Genomic DNA, 18,107 nt, shown 5'->3' with positions numbered 1-18,107 from the left:
GACAAACTGTGGCGTAGCAATTGCATAAGACACCATAATTTATACATATCCCAAGATTTACTATTGGGATTCTAAAAAAGAGATGTCTATAATTGTGCTCGAAAAATAAGGCTCGGAAACGAGAGAGGTATTATTAATGTCATCTGCCAGTCAACTCAATGACAAGCAACTTGAAGCCATGAAATATGTTCAGGGGCCATTGTTGGTGCTTGCAGGTGCAGGTTCAGGTAAAACTTCTGTTATTACTCGAAAGATTGCTTTTTTAGTGCAACAGTGTGGTATTCCAGCACATCGTATTACAGCAATGACATTTACGAACAAAGCAGCACGTGAGATGAAAGAGCGTGTTGGTAAATTACTCTCTCGTGAAGAAGCAAAAGGTTTGTCTGTTTCTACTTTCCATACCTTTGGTCTGAATTTATTACGTATAGAACTAAAACATTTACCGCTTAAAAATAATTTTTCGATTCTAGATGCGGATGACTGTAAACGAATCCTGATGGATTTGATGCAACGTGACAATATGTCCGGGGCAGAGAGTAAAGAGCTTATTGCGAAAGCAATGAAGAAAATCTCAGATTGGAAAAATGACTTGGTTGTGCCAGAACAGGCACACTCAACTTGTGAAACTGTTGAAGACGTACAACTTGCACATTTATACCAACTCTATGAGCGCAACTTACGTGCATATAACGCTGTAGACTTTGATGATCTGATCGTGATGCCAACACGTTTACTCCAAGAAAATGCTGAAGTGCGTGATAAATGGCAGAATCGTGTGCGTTATTTACTGGTTGATGAATATCAAGATACCAACACAGCACAATATACCTTGGTGAAGCTGTTGGTTGGTGTGATGGGGCAGTTTACTGCCGTTGGTGATGATGACCAGTCCATTTATGCGTGGCGTGGTGCAAAACCTGAAAATATGGCGTTGTTGAAAGATGATTTCCATAACTTAAAAGTGATTAAGCTTGAACAAAACTATCGTTCAACCAGCCGAATCTTAAAAGCAGCCAATGCTGTTATTGAAAATAATCCACATATTTTTGATAAGAAGCTGTGGAGTGATAAAGGGCATGGCGAGACCATCCGTATTATTACTTGTTTAAATGATGATGATGAGGCCGAGCGTGTTGTTAAGGATCTCATCACACATAAATTGATGAATGGGAAAAATTGGAAAGATTATGCGATTTTATATCGTGGTAACTTCCAAGCACGTGTTTTAGAAACACAACTTCGCCAAATGCAAATTCCTTATAAACTTTCTGGCGGGCAATCTTTCTTCGCACGCGCAGAAATTAAAGATGTGATGAGCTATTTACGCTTGATCATCAACCCCGAAGATGACAGCGCATTTTTACGTATTATTAATACGCCAAAACGTGCGATTGGCCCTGTAACGCTTGAAAAGTTGGGGTTATTTGCCCAAGAAAATACTTTGTCGTTATTAACAGCATCTTCGGATCAACGTTTATCGATGGTTTTACCGAAAAAAGCTGCCACACAATTGCATGAGTTTGCAGACTTTATTGCAACATTTACGCGCGAGCTATTAGATGATGATGAACCCGTTCCAAAAGTCCGTCAGATGATCAATGAAGCAGGGTACATCGATTACGTTCGTGAACAAGCTGCGACGCCTGCACAAGAAAAAACCAAAATAGACAATATCGAAAGTTTATACACCAGCATCCAAAACTTATTGAATCGTACAGACGATGTTGATGAGAAGAATATTGAAAGTGTCATTCGTAAACTTGTGTTGTTAGATATGCTTGAACAGCAGCAGGAAGAGGAAGATACCGATAAAGTTAACTTATTAACTTTACATGCTGCGAAAGGGTTGGAATTCCCTTATGTCTATATGATCGGTTTAGAAGAAGAGTTATTACCACATAAAAACTCAATCGCCTCAGAAACCATCGAGGAAGAGCGTCGATTGATGTATGTGGGAATTACACGTGCGCGACAAGGTTTGACCATTACTTTAGCTGAACAGCGTAAGAATGGTGGTCAAATGCGTCAAATGACACCAAGTCGATTCTTGGATGAGTTGCCACTAGATGAGTTGGAATGGCATGGACGTAAAAAGAAACTTGCGTCAAATGTCGATCCAAAAGAACAAGCTCAGCAATATCTCGCGAATTTAAAAGCTTTATTGAAACGTTAAAAAATTGTAAGTAGGAAGTTGTAATGAAAGTCCAAGTAAAAGTATTAGACAAGCGTTTAGGCCAAGAGTGGGCAATGCCTTCTTATGCAACAAATGGTTCAGCAGGTTTAGATTTACGTGCATGTTTGGATGAGGCGATTGAAATTGCTGCTGGTGAAACGGTTTTAGTTAAAACTGGTTTAGCAATTTATATTGAAGATCCTAATTTTGCTGGTTTAATTTTACCTCGTTCTGGTCTTGGTCATAAACATGGTATTGTGTTAGGTAACTTAGTTGGTTTAATTGACTCTGATTATCAAGGTGAGCTCATGGTTTCTGTTTGGAATCGTGGACAAAATACATTTCGCTTAGAGCCAGGTGAGCGTTTGGCACAATATGTACTCGTTCCTGTAGTACAAGCTGAGTTTGAACAAGTGAATGAGTTTGTTGCGACTGAGCGTGGTGCTGGTGGTTTCGGTCATACTGGGCAACAATAATTTGCTGTAGTTATCACTTTAAATGCAATGTTTTCCTGAAAAGCATTGCATTTTTCATATTGATTGTTTCATTAATTTATATTAAAAAGCAGCAGATGAATTATTTTAATTTTTCTGAACAAGGGTTAGTTAATTTCTTAATAGTATTTTATCTTTTGGATTAGCATTTCAATTATAAGAAATAGGGGCTTGCTGTGAATATAAAACATACATTTCCTCTGAATATTTTTCGTGCTTATGATATCCGTGGAAAACTTAGCAATTTAACACCTCAAGTCATTTGTTCTATCGCTTATGCTTTAGCAGATCAATATAAAAAAAGTAAGCAAAACCATATTGTCATTGGTTATGATGCTCGTCTAACTAGTCCAACGTATGCAAATATCATTCAACAGATATTTGAACAACAAGGAATAGTTGTAACCAATATAGGGTGCTGTTCTTCACCGATGATGTATTACATTGCCCGAGATTTTGGTGGTAATGGAATCATGGTGACGGCAAGTCACAATCCAAAATCTGATAATGGGATTAAATGGATTCTAAAAGGAGAGCCACCTTGTCCTGAAATGATTCAACATGTCGGACATCTTGCTCAAATATCTAAGAATCAACTCGATAGTCCTTTAGTTGATGGTTTGCTCCATAAAATCATTCCGCAGTATTGCTTGCAATATCAACATTCTTTACTCAGCGATATTCACCTAACAAGACCATTAAAAGTTGTTTTAGATGGTTTGAATGGCTCTGCTGGGCGATGTGCAAAGCTTGTTTTGGAAAAGTTAGGTTGCGAAGTGATCGCGCTGCGTTGTGAGGCAAATGGGCACTTTCCAGATCATGCACCTGATCCTTCACATGCAGAACATTTATCACAATTACAAGCAGCTATTCTGTCAGAGAAAGCCGATCTTGGTATTGCCTTAGATGGTGATGGAGATCGAGTGGTTTTATTGGATGAGCTAGCACATATCATTAGTCCTGATCGTTTATTGTCTTTATTTGCCCAGATGTGTTTGCAACAACATCCACATAAAGAAATCGTATTTGATGTGAAATGCTCTCGTATGGTCGCTGATACAGTTCAGCAGCTTGAGGGACAAGCGAAAATGATCCGAACAGGTAGTAGTTTTTTACGCGCGTATTTATCGCAGTCGCAAGGTGAAGCTGTATTTGGCGGTGAATATGCGGGACATTATGTGTTTAACGATGGGCGCGGTTATGGCTATGACGATGGATTATATGCTGCGTTACGTGTTATGGAGTATTTGACTCAATCTGATGCTAAAAGCTTAGCCGAGTTACTCTCAGTATACCCGGAAAGATACTGTACCGAAGACACATATATCAGCACGCATCATATCAATCCAAAGCAAGTTTTGAGTGACGTTGAAATTTTAAGTCATCGTTTAGGTGCTCGTATCAGTAAAATCGATGGTGTAAGACTTGATTTTGATGATGGTTTTGGCATTATTCGAGCATCTAATACTGGCGAGTATTTTACTGTTCGTTTTGATGCAGATCATCCTGACCGCTTAGTTGAAATCCGCCAGAAATTTGTTTCTATGTTGCAACCACAGTATCCATTGATTGCACAAGAACTTGCACAGGCTTAATGAAGGAGAGTCACATGCCACACGAGCATATCGGCATTGATAAAGCAAAAATTTTGATTGAAGCTTTGCCGTATATCCAACGTTTTTCAGGTAAAACGCTGGTTGTAAAATATGGTGGCAACGCAATGACTGATCCTGAGTTAGAAAGCTCTTTTGCTCGTGACATCGTGCTGTTAAAAACAGTGGGCTTAAATCCAATCGTAGTACATGGTGGCGGCCCACAAGTCGATTCATTACTCAAGCGTTTAGGTCAAGAGTCTGACCGAATTGATGGTATGCGTGTTACAGATCAAGCCACGATGGAAGTGGTTGAAATGGTGTTGGGCGGTAGCGTCAATAAATCAATCGTTAATTTGATTAATAAACATGGTGGTCGTGCAATTGGTTTAACGGGTAAGGATGGTAATTTACTTCGTGCACGTAAACTGTTAATGGAAAAACAGGAAGCTGATGGTTCAATTTCGCAAATTGATCTAGGTATGGTGGGTGAGGTTACAGGCGTAAAAACTGATGTATTAGAAATGTTTTCCCAAGGTGATTTTATCCCTGTGATCGCGCCATTAGGTGTCGATGAGGACGGTAATACCTACAACATCAATGCTGACCTTGTCGCGGGTAAAGTTGCTGAAGCATTAGGCGCTGAGAAGCTTATTCTACTTACCAATATCACTGGCGTTTTAGACGAAAATAAAAATTTATTAACAGGTCTAAGCACACAAGAAGTTGATCGCTTGATCGAAACGGGTGTGATCTACGGTGGCATGATTCCTAAAGTCGGTTGTGCTCTTGATGCTGTAAAAGGTGGTGTTGTTAGCGCACATATTGTTGATGGTCGTGTGCCACATGCAAGCTTATTAGAAATCTTTACTGATCATGGTGTGGGTACACTCATTACTAATCGTGCAAAACATTAATTCATCATATTGATTTAAAAGAGATCTCAAGTAGGTCTCTTTTTTTGTCATGACCTGTTCATGTTTTAGTCATGGCAGTGTCATTTAAGCGATTTAAGGTAAATCTAGCCATAAGGAGCTTTCATTATGCTAGAAAAATTAAATCAATATCGTCAGACATTGACTTTACCTTTACGCCACAAACCAGCTCAAAATCAATTCCGTTTTGAATGGGTGGACAACTTAAAAGAATTACAAGAAGTACAACGTTTTAGAGCAACGCAATTTGCTCATCAATTTGGTATGTCATTTGAAGATGGTTTAGATCAGGATCTTTACGATTTTGGTTGTGAACACGCCGTGTTACGTGAGAAGTGGACTGGTGAGATTGTTGCGTATACGCGCCTTAAATTGTTCCAAGGCCATGAAATTAGCCAGAGCTACAGTGCAAAAGAGTTTGAAATCGTTCCTCAGTTATCACATTTACCGAATGTTCTCGAAATTGGGCGTACCTGCGTACATCCACGTTTTCGCTCAGGTAAAGCATTGTCGATGTTATGGTTGAATTTAGCCCCAAAAGTACTTTGGTCAATGCGTGCAAAATACTTGATGGGTTGCGTCAGCATTCATCTAGAAGACAATTTGGCTCGTACTTATTACACTCATCGCCAAATTCAACAGTTGGCAGATCATCAAACCATCGATATTCGTTCAAAGCATGCGTTTGAGCCAGTACGTCCTGATTTCAGTTTCCCTCAAGATGAGCGTATGCCGAAATTGTTCCAAACTTATTTGGGAATGCAGTCAAAACTATCTAAAGAAGCATTCTATGATGAGTATTTTAAATGTTTAGATTATTTTGTTTTTTTAGAAGTAAATAAGATTGCTACCTCTTTTGTAATGAATAAGATGGTGCAACGATAAGCATATATCGTTCTCAATCCTATAGTGAGCACATATTGAGATTTACAATACATCGAAACCTCATGCACAATAGGCGAAGATGTTAAAAAGATTATAGATATGTGCCAGCTATTAGGAATGAATTGCGCTACCCCAACAGATATTACCTTCTCTTTTCGTGGTTTTTCTCAACGAGCTGGTGTGACGTCTGATCACTGTGATGGGTTCGGGATTGCATTCTTTGAAGATAAAGCTTGTCGCTTATTTGTCGATAATCAATCAGCTGTTGAATCCCCAATTGCAGACTTAGTGCGTAATTATCCAATCAAGTCTCGTAATGTCATCGCACATATCAGAAAAGCGACGCAGGGTAAGATTACTTTAGAAAATTCTCATCCATTTCTGCGAGAGTTATGGGGGAGACATTGGATTTTCGCACATAATGGTGATTTACATAATTTTGATCCAAAATTAAGTGGTCGCTTTGAACCTGTTGGTAATACTGATAGTGAACTCGCTTTTTGCTTTTTGCTTGATCAATTGGTTGAGGTGTTTGGCTATACTGAGCCGAGCTTGGAGCAAATATTTTCTTTATTAGAACGTATCTCACCGCAAGTAGCTGAGCATGGAACTTTTAACTTCTGTTTGTCGAATGGCAAAGCTTTATTTAGTTATGCGACAACGAAGCTACATTGGTTAGTACGGGAATATCCTTTTCAGCATGCACATCTCATTGATTTAGACGTTGAGGTCGACTTTAGTGAAGTGACAACACCTGAAGACAGAGTTGCTGTCATCACGACAGAACCTTTAACGCATAATGAAGCATGGACAGCGTATCAGCCAGGTGAAATGATTTTATTTCAAGATGGTAAATCAATAAAACACGCTTTAACTCATATTGAGCGACTTGTAAGAGAAGCTGAAAACCCATCATTAAAAAGAGTAACCAAAGCTGATCAATATTAATTTCAATATAACTCAGATTAATAGTCTGCATATTATTTTCTTATGCTACTAAAGTTGTATTTTTTATACATATTTCAATAAAATTAAAGAGATAATTTTTCTTATTGGTTAAAAAATACTTGAGTGTTTTGATTGGTGAAAATATTTAAATAAATATAAAACAATAGGTTAATTTATTTTAATTGGAAATACTTAAAATCTGACAAAAACGCTGTGTTTTTATTTACTCACTTTGTAGATATTATGCTCTTATTCAATAAAAAGTGTTGGTTTGGGGTTCGATATGGGTATGAAGTGGTCTGTCGAATATAATACAGGAATCGAGGTTATTGATGATCAACATCGACGTATTCTAGATTATATTAATGAAATTGCTGATTTAAAGCACTCCAATGATCGTATGAAAATGAAAAGTGTTTTAGACAATATTATTGACTATACCCAGTCTCACTTTACTTTTGAAGAAAGTCTTCAAGAAGAGGCGAACTACAAATATCGCGTTCCACATAAACGCGTTCATGACTTATTTATCAAAAAGATAGAGACATATCGTGAGCGTTTTGAATTAGGACATAACATTGATACTGAATTGCATGAAGTACTATCAAAATGGCTGATTAATCATATCCGTCATGATGATGCTGATTATGTGGGTGCAGTTAAAGAAAATATGATGGGTATTATTAAAGAAAATGAAAAGAAAAAAGGGAAGAATTGGTTTTCTAGATTTTTCTCATAATAATAAGAGAATAAAAAAATAATAAAAAAGACCCTCTATTAAATAAAAATAATACGATAGGCATGAGTGAGAAATAGAGGGTCGAATAAACATTATAATAATTAGTGCGCGGCAAACCATCTGAAATGATGGTTTGCCTTTTTATTTCGACATCTTTTGCTTTGATTTTCATGCTTGAGAAAGGCAAAATACATTGAATATTCCATTGCAAACACCATATAGCGCAATGAGTTCAAAGATTTTTCAAGGAATGCATTATGCAGGACACAACTCTGTCACGCTGGCTCACTCCAGTGATGGCATTTTGCTTATCATTTGTCATGATCACTACACTAGCACCGACAGTAGGGATTCAAATTGATCGTCAGTTTGATTTTTGGTTGCTTTGGTTAGGTACGATGATTTTATTGGCACTGCCAATTGGATATTTAGAAATTGCATTAGCAAAACGCTCGAAGGTAACGGCTTTACAAGCATTATCGAGTCTGACACGAGATGCTGATGCTTCACCTAAATGGCGTATTGTTGGGTGGTTGGCGGTTGTGTTTGTTCCTTTTTTTGCTGGTAGTGTTTTAACGACCGCTGCGCATTTGATCGGACAACAGTTCTCTTTAGATATTACGAGCCAAATTATTTTTGCAGTTTTAGCTGTTATTGCTGTGGGATTATCTTTTATTCCTCGTCAGTTTTTAATTGCTTTATCTGCACTTGGGGTACTTGCTGCGTTCGTTCTCGCAAATGTTATGGGAACACATCTACAAGCATGGCACTGGACTGGTGTTGAGTTTAAAGAGTGGGGCAATGCGACTGTTCTTGCGCTTGTAGCGACAGGTTTAGGTCTAGGGCTGTATTGGCAGACAAGCCTTGCTGATATTCAAAAACAAGATGCTGCGACATCTACAGCCTTACCTGTCTGGATTGCACAATTATTGGCTGTGATTGCTTTTGGATTCTTCTCTTTACAAGCACAAATTCCAGCACTTGTTTGGATATTTGCAGCTGTGTCGTCAGCAGCTTTATTGATTCAGTTTGCTAAAGAGCAATTGGCTCAGCGTCAATTGGCGATGGCTGTGCAATGGTTGATCATTCTCGCTGCAATTGCAGTTTGGGCTGTACCACAAGTTGAATCACTTTTTAATATTGCGCTTATGTTATGGGGACTCTTGATTTGTTTAATCTATGCCATTTTTGCTGGTTGGATTATGAAAATCAGTCATTTGCGTAAAGCGATGAATTTTAGTAATGAGTTGTTCTATAACTTATGGCGTATTGCGGTTCGTTTAGTATTGCCATTATCAATCGTTGTCGCAATTGTGGCAGTTATTGGACAAATCTTCTAATGGAACACAAACAGCAGCATGTATCGGTTGCATTCGCAACTGAACAGCAGCAATTTCATATTACTGTTGATTTCATGAATGGAATGACGGCATTAGAGGCCATTCATCAAAGTAGGATCGCTGAGCAGGTTGCGTTACCTGAGCCCTTACAGTTGGGTATTTTTGGAAGCAAGATCGACGTGGATACTGTTCTCAATCCAGGTGATCGTGTTGAAATCTATCGTGCATTAACAATTAATCCCAAAGATATTCGGCGAAAACGTGCCGCAAAGAATCCTGTAGGAAGATTTGCCAAGGGCAATCGCTTTAGACCATCAAATTCATAAATAAAACCCCTCATGATCAATTCAATGAGGGGTTTCTTTTTATGTGAAAGTGGTTATAGTGGGGGCGCAGTCAAAATGGCTTCTTTTGATGCTGGTAAACCAGGTTGTGATTCTGGAATAGTATCTAAACCTTCGATGCGTTCTACGATGCCATTTCCATCAAAATAAACTTTTAAATGTTGACCATGTGCTGCTGGTATTTTTGCTTTTTTAGCATAAGTACCTGGAATGTAGTTATAAATGTAGTCCCAACGCAGTGGATTCAAAGGATCTGTTACAGTTGGACTACCAAGTAAGAAACGTACTTGTTGAAAGCTCATGCCTACTTGTACTTGAGATGCTTGTGCTTTGGTTAATGGAGTTCCCTGTGGAATATCGACTTTATACACACCAAAGACTGAACAACCGCTAAGTACTGAAGTGACGAATAACGTCAGCATGATTTTTTGCATTTTGCTACACTATCCTGATAAATGATGATGCATTTGGTTCAAGGATAGATCATACTGCATCTAAACTCTATTGCCTATTCCAACTTAAGATTTGTTGAGAGACCTTTTTTCATGCCTATTTCCAATCAAGACTTACGCAAAGCTGGACTTAAAGTTACCCTTCCTCGTATTAAGATTTTGGAATTATTAGAAAATTCAAAACAACATCATTTAAGTGCAGAAGATATTTATAAAACTTTGCTTGAGCAAGGTGAAGATGTTGGCTTAGCTACGGTTTATCGTGTTTTAACACAATTTGAAGCTGCAGGTATTATTCAGCGCCATCACTTTGAAAATAATCACTCTGTATTTGAGATCATGCAAGAAGATCATCACGATCATTTAGTTTGCTTGAATTGTAATAAAGTTGTTGAATTTACTAATGATATTATCGAGAAAGAGCAACATGCTGTAGCAGATCAACATGGATTTGCACTAACTGGACACTCTTTAAATTTATATGGCTACTGTAATGATGCAGAATGCCAAGAAGCTTATCGTAAAAAATAAGTGCGAATTATGCTTTATTTTCTTGTTCACTAAAAATGAACAAATAAAAAAGGAAGGTTACAAAAAACCTTCCTTTTTTTATGGGCTTAGCGCTAATTATTGGCCATCAAATGTAATGTTTTTACTTGCGCTCAATAATTGGTCTGAACCCTCTTCAGATAACTTAATGGTTAAACGTAAGTCATTTGGAGAATCTGCATGTTTAAGCGCATCTTTATAGGTAATTTCACCCGCTTTATAAAGATCAAACAATGCTTGGTCGAAGGTTTGCATACCTAGCTCACGCGAGCGTTTCATCAGATCCTTAATCTCATGAATTTCACCTTTGCGGATGTAATCTGCAAGGAGTGGAGTATTAATTAAAATTTCAATTGCAGCGCGACGTGAATTACCATCAGGCGTTGGGATAAGTTGCTGCGCAACTAACGCGCGTAGGTTTAGAGACAAGTCCATGTAAAGTTGGCTATGACGGTCTGCTTCAAAGAAGTGAATAATACGATCTAATGCTTGGTTGGCATTGTTCGCATGTAGTGTTGCAAGCACTAAGTGTCCCGTTTCAGCGAAAGCAATAGCATAGTCCATAGTCTCACGAGAACGAATCTCACCGATTAGAATCACATCAGGAGCTTGACGTAAGGTGTTCTTCAGTGCGACTTCAAATGAATCTGTGTCGATACCGACTTCACGCTGTGTGATAATACAGCCTGCATGTTGGTGTACAAATTCAATTGGATCTTCGATAGTAATGATATGGCCTTTTGAATTATGGTTACGGAAGCCAATCATTGATGCTAAAGAGGTTGATTTACCTGTACCTGTCGCGCCGACAAAAATAATGATACCGCGTTTGGTCATTGCAAGTTCTTTAAGAACTTCGGGTAATTTTAAATCTTCCATGCTCGGGATGTGCGTTTCAATTTTACGCAAAATCATGCCAGGCATATCGCGTTGCTGAAATGCACTCACACGGAAACGTGCAGTTTTTTCACGGTTGGTAATCGCAAAGTTACATTCACGAGTTTCTGCAAACTCTTTACGTTGCTTATCAGTCATTACTGACTGAATAAGTTGACCAACAATTTCCCCAGACAATTTAGTTTTTGATACAGGTACGATCTGACCATTAATTTTCATTGATGGTTCAACATCAGCAGTGACAAATAAGTCAGATGCATTTTGCTGAATCATCAAATTGAGTAAATCATTAAAGTCCATGATATTTCTCTAATCCATTTATTTTTATAGGAATGATTCAGGCTGTTTAGCAACGGTACGGGCTGTTTGAGGGCTAATTAATCCCTTAGTAACTAAAGTCTTCAGATTTTGATCTAGCGTTGTCATACCGTAGTTAGCACCCGTCTGAATCGCTGAGTACATTTGTGCAACTTTGTTTTCACGAACAAGGTTACGAATCGCTGGAATGCCAATCATAATCTCATGTGCAGCAACACGACCGCCACCATTTTTCTTCAATAGTGTTTGAGAAATAACGGCTTGTAACGATTCTGACAACATGGCACGTACCATGTCTTTTTCTTCAGCAGGGAAGACGTCGATCACACGGTCAATGGTTTTTGCTGCTGAGGTGGTATGTAGCGTTCCAAATACTAAATGACCTGTTTCGGCTGCAGTTAAAGCGAGGCGGATGGTCTCTAAGTCACGCATCTCACCGACCAAGATAATATCAGGGTCTTCACGGAGCGCTGAACGAAGTGCTTCGTTGAATCCATGTGTATCACGATGGACTTCACGTTGGTTAATCAAACATTTTTTTGATTGGTGTACAAATTCGATTGGGTCTTCGACAGTTAAGATATGGTCATAGCGATTTTCATTAATATAGTCGATCATCGCAGCCAAAGTGGTTGATTTACCTGAACCTGTTGGACCTGTTACAAGTACAATTCCACGTGGATAGTCACAAATTTCTTTGAAAATTGAGCCCAGACCTAAATCTTCCATCGTTAAAACTTTTGAAGGAATGGTACGGAAGACCGCACCAGCGCCGCGGTTTTGGTTGAATGCATTCACACGGAAACGAGCGATATTAGGTACTTCAAATGAAAAGTCTGTTTCTAGATCTTCTTCAAAATCACGACGTTGTTTGTCATTCATAATGTCATACACCAAACGGTGTACATCTTTATGTTCTAATGCAGGTAAGTTAATACGACGAACTTCACCATCTACACGAATCATAGGCGGCATACCCGCAGAAAGGTGTAAATCTGAAGCACCGTTTTTTACTGAAAAGGCGAGTAATTCTGTAATATCCATAATTTCCCCGAAACAATCAAAAATGTCTCATTATTTTGTAGAATAATATACGGCTTTCATTCTAGCTTACCAACACCTTATAGAATGCGAACGCAAAAAAAGATTTCATAAATGAGAACTGTGTCAATGAATCAATCGGAACAATCCCGCCAATCTGTTTTAAGTCAAATTGAACAAGCTTGTCAGCAAGCCCAACGTGATCCTGCAACAGTGCAATTGTTAGCCGTGTCAAAGACACATCCAAGTTTAGCGCTTAGAGAAATGTATGCCGTTGGACAGCGTAGTTTTGGTGAGAACTATTTACAAGAAGCACTGACCAAAATAGAAGAGTTACAAGATTTAGAGATCGAATGGCATTTTATTGGACATGTGCAGCGCAATAAAACCAAGCATTTAGCTGAAAAATTTGACTGGGTACATGGGGTTGATCGTTTGATTATTGCGGAACGTTTATCGAGTCAGCGTTTAGAGTCGCAAACGCCGTTAAATATTTGCCTACAAGTGAATATTGATGGGCAAGATTCCAAAGATGGTTGTCAGCCAGAAGAAGTTATTGAGCTAGTTAAACAAATTAGCCGACTTCCAAATATCCGTTTGCGTGGTTTGATGGTGATTCCTGCGCCTGAAAATCATGCTGCATTTGCAGATGCCAAAGTCCTATTTGAGCAAGTAAAATCTCAACATGCACAGCCACAAGACTGGGATACTTTAAGTATGGGGATGTCAGCTGATTTAGATGCTGCAATTGCAGCTGATTCAACGATGGTAAGAGTAGGGACGGCGTTGTTTGGAAAAAGAAGTTAATTAATACTTAGAATTAAATTGTAGATAATAATTAAATATGTAGAATGTCTAGTTTAAAAATGAGTTGCAATAATTTTTAATGCAATCTTTTTTAACTATATTAAAATTATTTTAAAATAAGATTGATTTTGAGTTACTCAATCTTATTTTTTAAATCATTTTTCAATTCATTTAGTATTAGAAAACTTATAGAGTTATATCATGAATAGAATTTTAATGGCATCTTTGTTGATGTTAGTTGTTGTCCTTTCTGGTTGTGTTACGACAAGAGGATTAGTAACCCTAGCAGATCCTAAAGTAACAGCTCAACCAGAGAATCTAAATAAAACAGCTATTATCAAAATTGTAGAAGATGATCGAGTGTTTGAGGAAAAACCAAAAACGCCAAATATTCCTTCATTAAAAGGTGGATTAGAGAAAGCAACAGCAGACGATAAAGCAAAGGCTATAGCAAGAAAAAGAAATGGTTATGGTAAAGCGCTTGGAGATATTATGCTGCGTGATGGTACTGTAGCTTCTACAGTCGAAAAGCGAGTCGTCAGTGCTTTAAATCAATCAGGATATCGAGTTGTACCTGCATCAGAAGCAAACTACCAAAATGCAGATTTAGTGATCTCAGTGAAAATTGATAAATTTTGGTCGTGGGTTGAGCTTGGATTCTGGGCTGCTAAATTAAATACTGAAATAGAAACTACTATTTTAAACGACAAAGAACCAGCAAAAAAAATTGTGGTTGAAACAAAAATAACGAAATCGCTTCAAGCTGTGACAGGGGCTATGTGGATTAAAAATACTAATCTTGCTTTAGATGATTATGAAGCTAAATTAGTGAATAAGCTAAAAGAGAATAATTAAAATAAATAATGCTCTACTTTTGAGTGTTAAATTTAATCTATTCGATTAAAAATTTGAGATAAAGACTTTTAACTTCTAGCTATATTAAACTAAAGTTAAGAAAAGCCTCGGTAGAATATCGAGGCTTTTTAATATTATCCAATTACCTCAACCCGACTTGAACCTGAACCAATGGGTTGTACCTGAATCTGTACAGGAATCCGTTCATGCATTTCTTGAATATGGGAAATTAAAATCACTTTTCGGCCCTGACTTTGTAGTTGATCAAGCGCATTCATCACCATATGAAGCGAAGATGCATCGAGAGTCCCAAAGCCTTCATCAATAAATAAAGATTCGATTTTCATTGAACCAGAAGCCATATTGGCAATCGCTAAGGAAATTGCCAAGGCAGTCAAGAAAGATTCACCACCAGACAATGAAGCCACAGAACGAGTTTCACCATCCATATCATGGTCGATAATGGCGAGACTTAGCGAATTATCCAAGCGCTTTAATGTATAGCGTTGAGACAACATCGCTAATTGTTGGTTGGCATATTCGAGCAAAATATCTAAGTTATATTGCTGTGCTAAATCGCGAAATTCTTTACCTTTTGAATCACCAATCAGACTAGAGATTTTATTCCAGCGATGTTCTTGCTGTTGAACCTGCTGGATTTGCTCGGCAAATTGTTTTTGTTTCTCAATGCTACGCTGATGTAACTCAAGTTGAACTTTTAATTGATCACGTTGATCTGTTGTCTGCTGCAAAATTTCTTGATTGGTACTTATCAATTCAGTGAGTTGTTCAACCTGAATATTCGGTTCTGATTGAAGATGTGTATTCAACTGTTCTTGGATAGTTCTTAGTGCAGAATTTGCTTCACTGAGCGTACGATCTGCTTGCTGTATTGCACTCCGAATCTGCTGTTCTTGAGCTGATGAAATCGCAACTAATTCGTTGAGTTGATCTTCTGCAAAATTTTGATATTGAGCTAACCAACTGTTAATTTCAGTTTTACATTGTTCCGAAGACGCATGATTCTGTTGCTGTTGTGATTTGAGTTGATCGAGTACGTTTTTCTGTTGTTCAAAATTTTGACGAGCCTGTTCAAAACTCTGCTTTAACTGCTGATATTGGTTTTGTAATTGCTGACGTTGTTGATCATGCTGTTGTAACCATTCATTGGCTTTGATTTTAGTTGAACCTGTCATGGTCAAGATTAGTTGATTGGCAGCATCAGTATTTTGTTTGCCTTTAATTTCGATGTCTTTTAGCTGTTGTGCACATTCAACTTGTTGAGTGGTAAGTCCTACCAAATTGCTCTTTAATAAAATTAGCTGCTGATCGAATTGGTCTTTCTGTTTGGTGAGTGATTCCGCATGTTCTATTTGTTGGCTGCGTTGTTGCAATGCTTGTAAGACTTGTTGTGAGAATGACACGCCTTGCTTAGACCATGAAGTTTTATCGTCTGTATTGAGACAGTCCACGATATGCTGAATCTGTTGTTGTAAGTGCTCTATGGTTTGGAGTTGATGACGGGTATTCTGAATATTTTGATTGAGCGTATGCTGATCTTTATTGGCTTGGTTAAGTTGTTGTAATTCCTTTTCAAGCTGTTGTTGAGCCTGCGTCGACTCTAAAATGAATGTTTGCATCTTATTCGTGATGTCATGCTCACTGAGATTGAAATCGAGTTGAATATTCGTCTGTGATACATGCTGTTGTAACACTTGATCATGTGTTTTTAATTTTTCATTCAACTGCTGTAACTGTTGTTGCAATTGATTTTGTTCACTATGGCTTTGGGTGAAGTGTTGTTGTGTATTTTGCCAAACTTGAAAAAGTTGTTGTTCTTGCTGAATTGCTTGTTGTTCTTGTTGTTGCTGTAATTCATACAGCGCTTTAGAGATTTGACTCTCATCATCACGATAAGGATGCTCGGTACTGCCACAGACTAGACAGGCTTCGCCGTGTTTGAGTTCAGCACGTAGATGTTCAATATTTTCAGCATGCAGTAGACGTTGTTGTTGCAAAACCTGTTGTAGTTTCTCACGTTCAGTTTTAGCAGCATGATAATCTTGCTCAGTTTTTTTGCTGCGTTGTTCTAGCTGTTGAGATTGTGTTCGTATAGCATCAAATTTGTTTTGCGAGGTAAGCACCTCTTTTTTTAATTCAAAATAATGCTGAAGTTTTTGTTGAATTACATCCAATTGATTGAGTTGAATCTGTTGAGCTTCTTTTAATTTCAATTGCTGCTCAGTACGCTGTTCAATGTGTTGGGTTGTACCAAATTGTGTGATTAAACTGTCGAATATATTTTGATCTTGCTCAAGTTTCGCTTGTGCTTGTTGAATAGAACCGAGCGCATTTTCTACTTTTTGATATTGCTGAATAAATTGCTTAAGTTGTTGAATATGGGCATTTAAACCTTGATCTAAAGGCGCGTATTGAGCACTGTGTTCTAACTGTTCTAAACAGGTCGTATGTTGCGTAATTAAATTTTTAATGCGTTGTTCAAGCAGTTGGTGTTGCTCAATGAGTGGTTGCTGCTGGCTTTCCAGTTGATTCACTCGAGTTTTGGTTTTTTTATATTCTTCAGCAATATAGTCGCGCTCCTGCACAAACTTGCGTACTTGCATTAGTTCAACTTGATGCTTTTTTTCGAAATCTTGAAATTGATTTAATGCAGTTTCAGCCAGAGTATATTGTTTTTTCTCTTGTTCGAACTGAGCCGATAATGCTGTAAAACTTTGTCGCCGTTGTTGAAACGCTGTTTCGAGTTGTTGCAATGTTTTTTGCAACTGTTGCTCTTGAAATACAACAGGGCGTATCTCAGCAAACTGTTCTAATTGACCCAGTAATTGGCGATCTTTGGTAATGGTATCTTGTGCTTTAAGTTGCTGATCATACTGTTGTTGTTTTAATCCAATTTCATTGTTGATTTTATCTCGTTGCTCAAACCATTGCTGTTGTTGTTTGAGGTGATTTTTTTCAATTTCAAGCTGTTGAACCTGCTGTTGTTTTTGTTGAAAATGGTTCTGTAATTCAGCAACTTCTTCATCTGAACGGATGTCGATATGACCCAGTATATTTTCCAGTTGTTTGCGTTGATTGCTGATATCACGGGTTTTTTCAAAAGCCAATTGTCCAATCTTGGCGAAAATACTAGAGTTGGTGAGATATTCTAATAATTCACCACGTTCATTATCACGTGCTTTTAAAAATGCGGTCACTTCGGATTGCGCGAGTAACACGGCACGGGTGAATTGTTCAAAACTGAGTTGGGTAATGTGTTGAATATGATTTTCTACGGCTTTGGTTTTATCTGCAATCACCACACCATCAGTCAGGCATTTTAATGACCGTTGTACACTTTGTAGTTTGCCATTTGGGTTTTCACGGGCGCGTTTAATTTCCCAACGTGCTTGATAATGTTTTTGATCCTGAGCAACAAAACACAGTTCAGCAAAACCATGTCCCGTCCCACGACGTAATACTGTCAAAGGGGAATTAGTCAGCAGCTCTGAACCATCAACATCGACCAGTTTGCCATCGCTCGATTTAAGACGAGGAATTTGATTGAACAAAGCTAAACACATCGCATCAAGTAGTGTAGATTTACCTGCGCCTGTTTTGCCGACAATGGCAATTAAACCAGCACTTGCCAGTGGTTCGCTTTCAAAATCAATAAAATGTTCACCTGCAAGAGATGCCAAATTTTTAAGTCGAATCGATAAAATTTTCACGGCA

At 38.0% G+C, this 18,107-nt stretch carries 16 protein-coding genes; 12 read left to right on the top strand and 4 right to left on the bottom strand.

All coding sequences use genetic code 11. The features are described 5' to 3' along the window. Positions 1–136 precede the first annotated feature (136 nt). The 9 genes from rep to B4237_RS08010 all read left to right on the top strand — a co-directional run bounded on the left by rep (position 137) and on the right by B4237_RS08010 (position 9,435). The gene (gene rep / locus B4237_RS08050) at positions 137–2,176 is read left to right on the top strand and encodes a DNA helicase Rep (protein WP_286942587.1); all 2,040 of its coding nucleotides are present in this window, start codon (positions 137–139) and stop codon (positions 2,174–2,176) included. Between the two features lie 23 nt (positions 2,177–2,199). After that, positions 2,200–2,652, top strand: coding sequence for a dUTP diphosphatase (gene dut, locus B4237_RS08045; protein ID WP_019385011.1), 453 nt, complete (start codon positions 2,200–2,202; stop codon positions 2,650–2,652). Between the two features lie 194 nt (positions 2,653–2,846). After that, positions 2,847–4,265, top strand: coding sequence for a phosphomannomutase/phosphoglucomutase (locus tag B4237_RS08040; RefSeq protein ID WP_278596705.1), 1,419 nt, complete (start codon positions 2,847–2,849; stop codon positions 4,263–4,265). Between the two features lie 14 nt (positions 4,266–4,279). Beyond that, complete coding sequence (gene argB / locus B4237_RS08035; protein WP_278596706.1) at positions 4,280–5,179, top strand: acetylglutamate kinase; 900 nt, start codon at positions 4,280–4,282, stop codon at positions 5,177–5,179. A 126-nt stretch (positions 5,180–5,305) separates the two neighbouring features. Then, positions 5,306–6,082 carry a GNAT family N-acetyltransferase gene (locus tag B4237_RS08030; RefSeq protein ID WP_278596707.1) on the top strand — a complete coding sequence of 259 codons (777 nt, stop codon included), beginning with the start codon at positions 5,306–5,308 and terminating at the stop codon, positions 6,080–6,082. 99 nt (positions 6,083–6,181) lie between these two features. Next, the gene (locus B4237_RS08025; protein ID WP_286942583.1) at positions 6,182–7,030 is read left to right on the top strand and encodes a class II glutamine amidotransferase; all 849 of its coding nucleotides are present in this window, start codon (positions 6,182–6,184) and stop codon (positions 7,028–7,030) included. Between the two features lie 283 nt (positions 7,031–7,313). Beyond that, the gene (locus B4237_RS08020) at positions 7,314–7,769 is read left to right on the top strand and encodes a bacteriohemerythrin (RefSeq protein ID WP_004881051.1); all 456 of its coding nucleotides are present in this window, start codon (positions 7,314–7,316) and stop codon (positions 7,767–7,769) included. A gap of 257 nt (positions 7,770–8,026) precedes the next feature. Beyond that, a complete protein-coding gene (locus B4237_RS08015) occupies positions 8,027–9,109 on the top strand; it encodes a hypothetical protein (protein ID WP_278596708.1) in 1,083 nt (360 codons plus the stop codon). Beyond that, complete coding sequence (locus B4237_RS08010; protein ID WP_278596709.1) at positions 9,109–9,435, top strand: RnfH family protein; 327 nt, start codon at positions 9,109–9,111, stop codon at positions 9,433–9,435. Before B4237_RS08015 ends, B4237_RS08010 begins: the two co-directional genes overlap by 1 nt. 53 nt (positions 9,436–9,488) lie before the next feature. Here B4237_RS08010 and B4237_RS08005 read toward each other — a convergent pair whose 3' ends face one another. Further along, a complete protein-coding gene (locus tag B4237_RS08005) occupies positions 9,489–9,887 on the bottom strand; it encodes an outer membrane protein assembly factor BamE (protein WP_004881046.1) in 399 nt (132 codons plus the stop codon). A 111-nt stretch (positions 9,888–9,998) separates the two neighbouring features. On the opposite strand from B4237_RS08005, the gene fur reads away from it, so the two are divergent. After that, positions 9,999–10,436 (top strand): ferric iron uptake transcriptional regulator, encoded by a 438-nt coding sequence (gene fur / locus B4237_RS08000; RefSeq protein ID WP_004881044.1) that lies wholly within the window; start codon positions 9,999–10,001, stop codon positions 10,434–10,436. Between the two features lie 96 nt (positions 10,437–10,532). On the opposite strand, the gene B4237_RS07995 is transcribed toward fur, so the two are convergent. After that, positions 10,533–11,651 (bottom strand): PilT/PilU family type 4a pilus ATPase, encoded by a 1,119-nt coding sequence (locus B4237_RS07995; RefSeq protein ID WP_004881042.1) that lies wholly within the window; start codon positions 11,649–11,651, stop codon positions 10,533–10,535. Between the two features lie 24 nt (positions 11,652–11,675). Then, on the bottom strand, positions 11,676–12,713 hold the full coding sequence (locus B4237_RS07990; RefSeq protein WP_278596710.1) for a type IV pilus twitching motility protein PilT: 1,038 nt from the start codon (positions 12,711–12,713) through the stop codon (positions 11,676–11,678). A 126-nt stretch (positions 12,714–12,839) separates the two neighbouring features. Here B4237_RS07990 and B4237_RS07985 point away from each other — a divergent pair, with 126 nt between their 5' ends. Together B4237_RS07985 and B4237_RS07980 are read left to right on the top strand one after the other, a co-directional pair. Beyond that, positions 12,840–13,517 carry a YggS family pyridoxal phosphate-dependent enzyme gene (locus B4237_RS07985; protein ID WP_061518909.1) on the top strand — a complete coding sequence of 226 codons (678 nt, stop codon included), beginning with the start codon at positions 12,840–12,842 and terminating at the stop codon, positions 13,515–13,517. A 201-nt stretch (positions 13,518–13,718) separates the two neighbouring features. After that, positions 13,719–14,372 carry a hypothetical protein gene (locus tag B4237_RS07980; RefSeq protein ID WP_004881037.1) on the top strand — a complete coding sequence of 218 codons (654 nt, stop codon included), beginning with the start codon at positions 13,719–13,721 and terminating at the stop codon, positions 14,370–14,372. Positions 14,373–14,506: 134 nt separating this feature from the next. Here B4237_RS07980 and B4237_RS07975 read toward each other — a convergent pair whose 3' ends face one another. Beyond that, positions 14,507–18,103: an AAA family ATPase gene (locus tag B4237_RS07975; RefSeq protein ID WP_278596711.1), complete on the bottom strand. Its 3,597-nt coding sequence runs from the start codon at positions 18,101–18,103 to the stop codon at positions 14,507–14,509. Positions 18,104–18,107: the final 4 nt, after the last annotated feature.

It is taken from the genome of Acinetobacter sp. UBA6526 (genome assembly GCF_002434875.1).
Classification (GTDB): Bacteria; Pseudomonadota; Gammaproteobacteria; order Pseudomonadales; family Moraxellaceae; genus Acinetobacter; species Acinetobacter venetianus.
This window is presented reverse-complemented; position numbering and strand designations above follow the sequence as displayed.

Coding starts and splice junctions, on each gene's coding strand:
- B4237_RS07990 (WP_278596710.1), bottom strand. CDS start 12,713: ATGGATATTACAGAATTACTCGCCTTTTCAGTAAAAAACGGTGCTTCA.
- B4237_RS08025 (WP_286942583.1), top strand. CDS start 6,182: ATGTGCCAGCTATTAGGAATGAATTGCGCTACCCCAACAGATATTACC.
- B4237_RS08010 (WP_278596709.1), top strand. CDS start 9,109: ATGGAACACAAACAGCAGCATGTATCGGTTGCATTCGCAACTGAACAG.
- B4237_RS08015 (WP_278596708.1), top strand. CDS start 8,027: ATGCAGGACACAACTCTGTCACGCTGGCTCACTCCAGTGATGGCATTT.
- B4237_RS08020 (WP_004881051.1), top strand. CDS start 7,314: ATGGGTATGAAGTGGTCTGTCGAATATAATACAGGAATCGAGGTTATT.
- fur (WP_004881044.1), top strand. CDS start 9,999: ATGCCTATTTCCAATCAAGACTTACGCAAAGCTGGACTTAAAGTTACC.
- B4237_RS08030 (WP_278596707.1), top strand. CDS start 5,306: ATGCTAGAAAAATTAAATCAATATCGTCAGACATTGACTTTACCTTTA.
- dut (WP_019385011.1), top strand. CDS start 2,200: ATGAAAGTCCAAGTAAAAGTATTAGACAAGCGTTTAGGCCAAGAGTGG.
- rep (WP_286942587.1), top strand. CDS start 137: ATGTCATCTGCCAGTCAACTCAATGACAAGCAACTTGAAGCCATGAAA.
- B4237_RS07985 (WP_061518909.1), top strand. CDS start 12,840: ATGAATCAATCGGAACAATCCCGCCAATCTGTTTTAAGTCAAATTGAA.
- argB (WP_278596706.1), top strand. CDS start 4,280: ATGCCACACGAGCATATCGGCATTGATAAAGCAAAAATTTTGATTGAA.
- B4237_RS07995 (WP_004881042.1), bottom strand. CDS start 11,651: ATGGACTTTAATGATTTACTCAATTTGATGATTCAGCAAAATGCATCT.
- B4237_RS07980 (WP_004881037.1), top strand. CDS start 13,719: ATGAATAGAATTTTAATGGCATCTTTGTTGATGTTAGTTGTTGTCCTT.
- B4237_RS08005 (WP_004881046.1), bottom strand. CDS start 9,887: ATGCAAAAAATCATGCTGACGTTATTCGTCACTTCAGTACTTAGCGGT.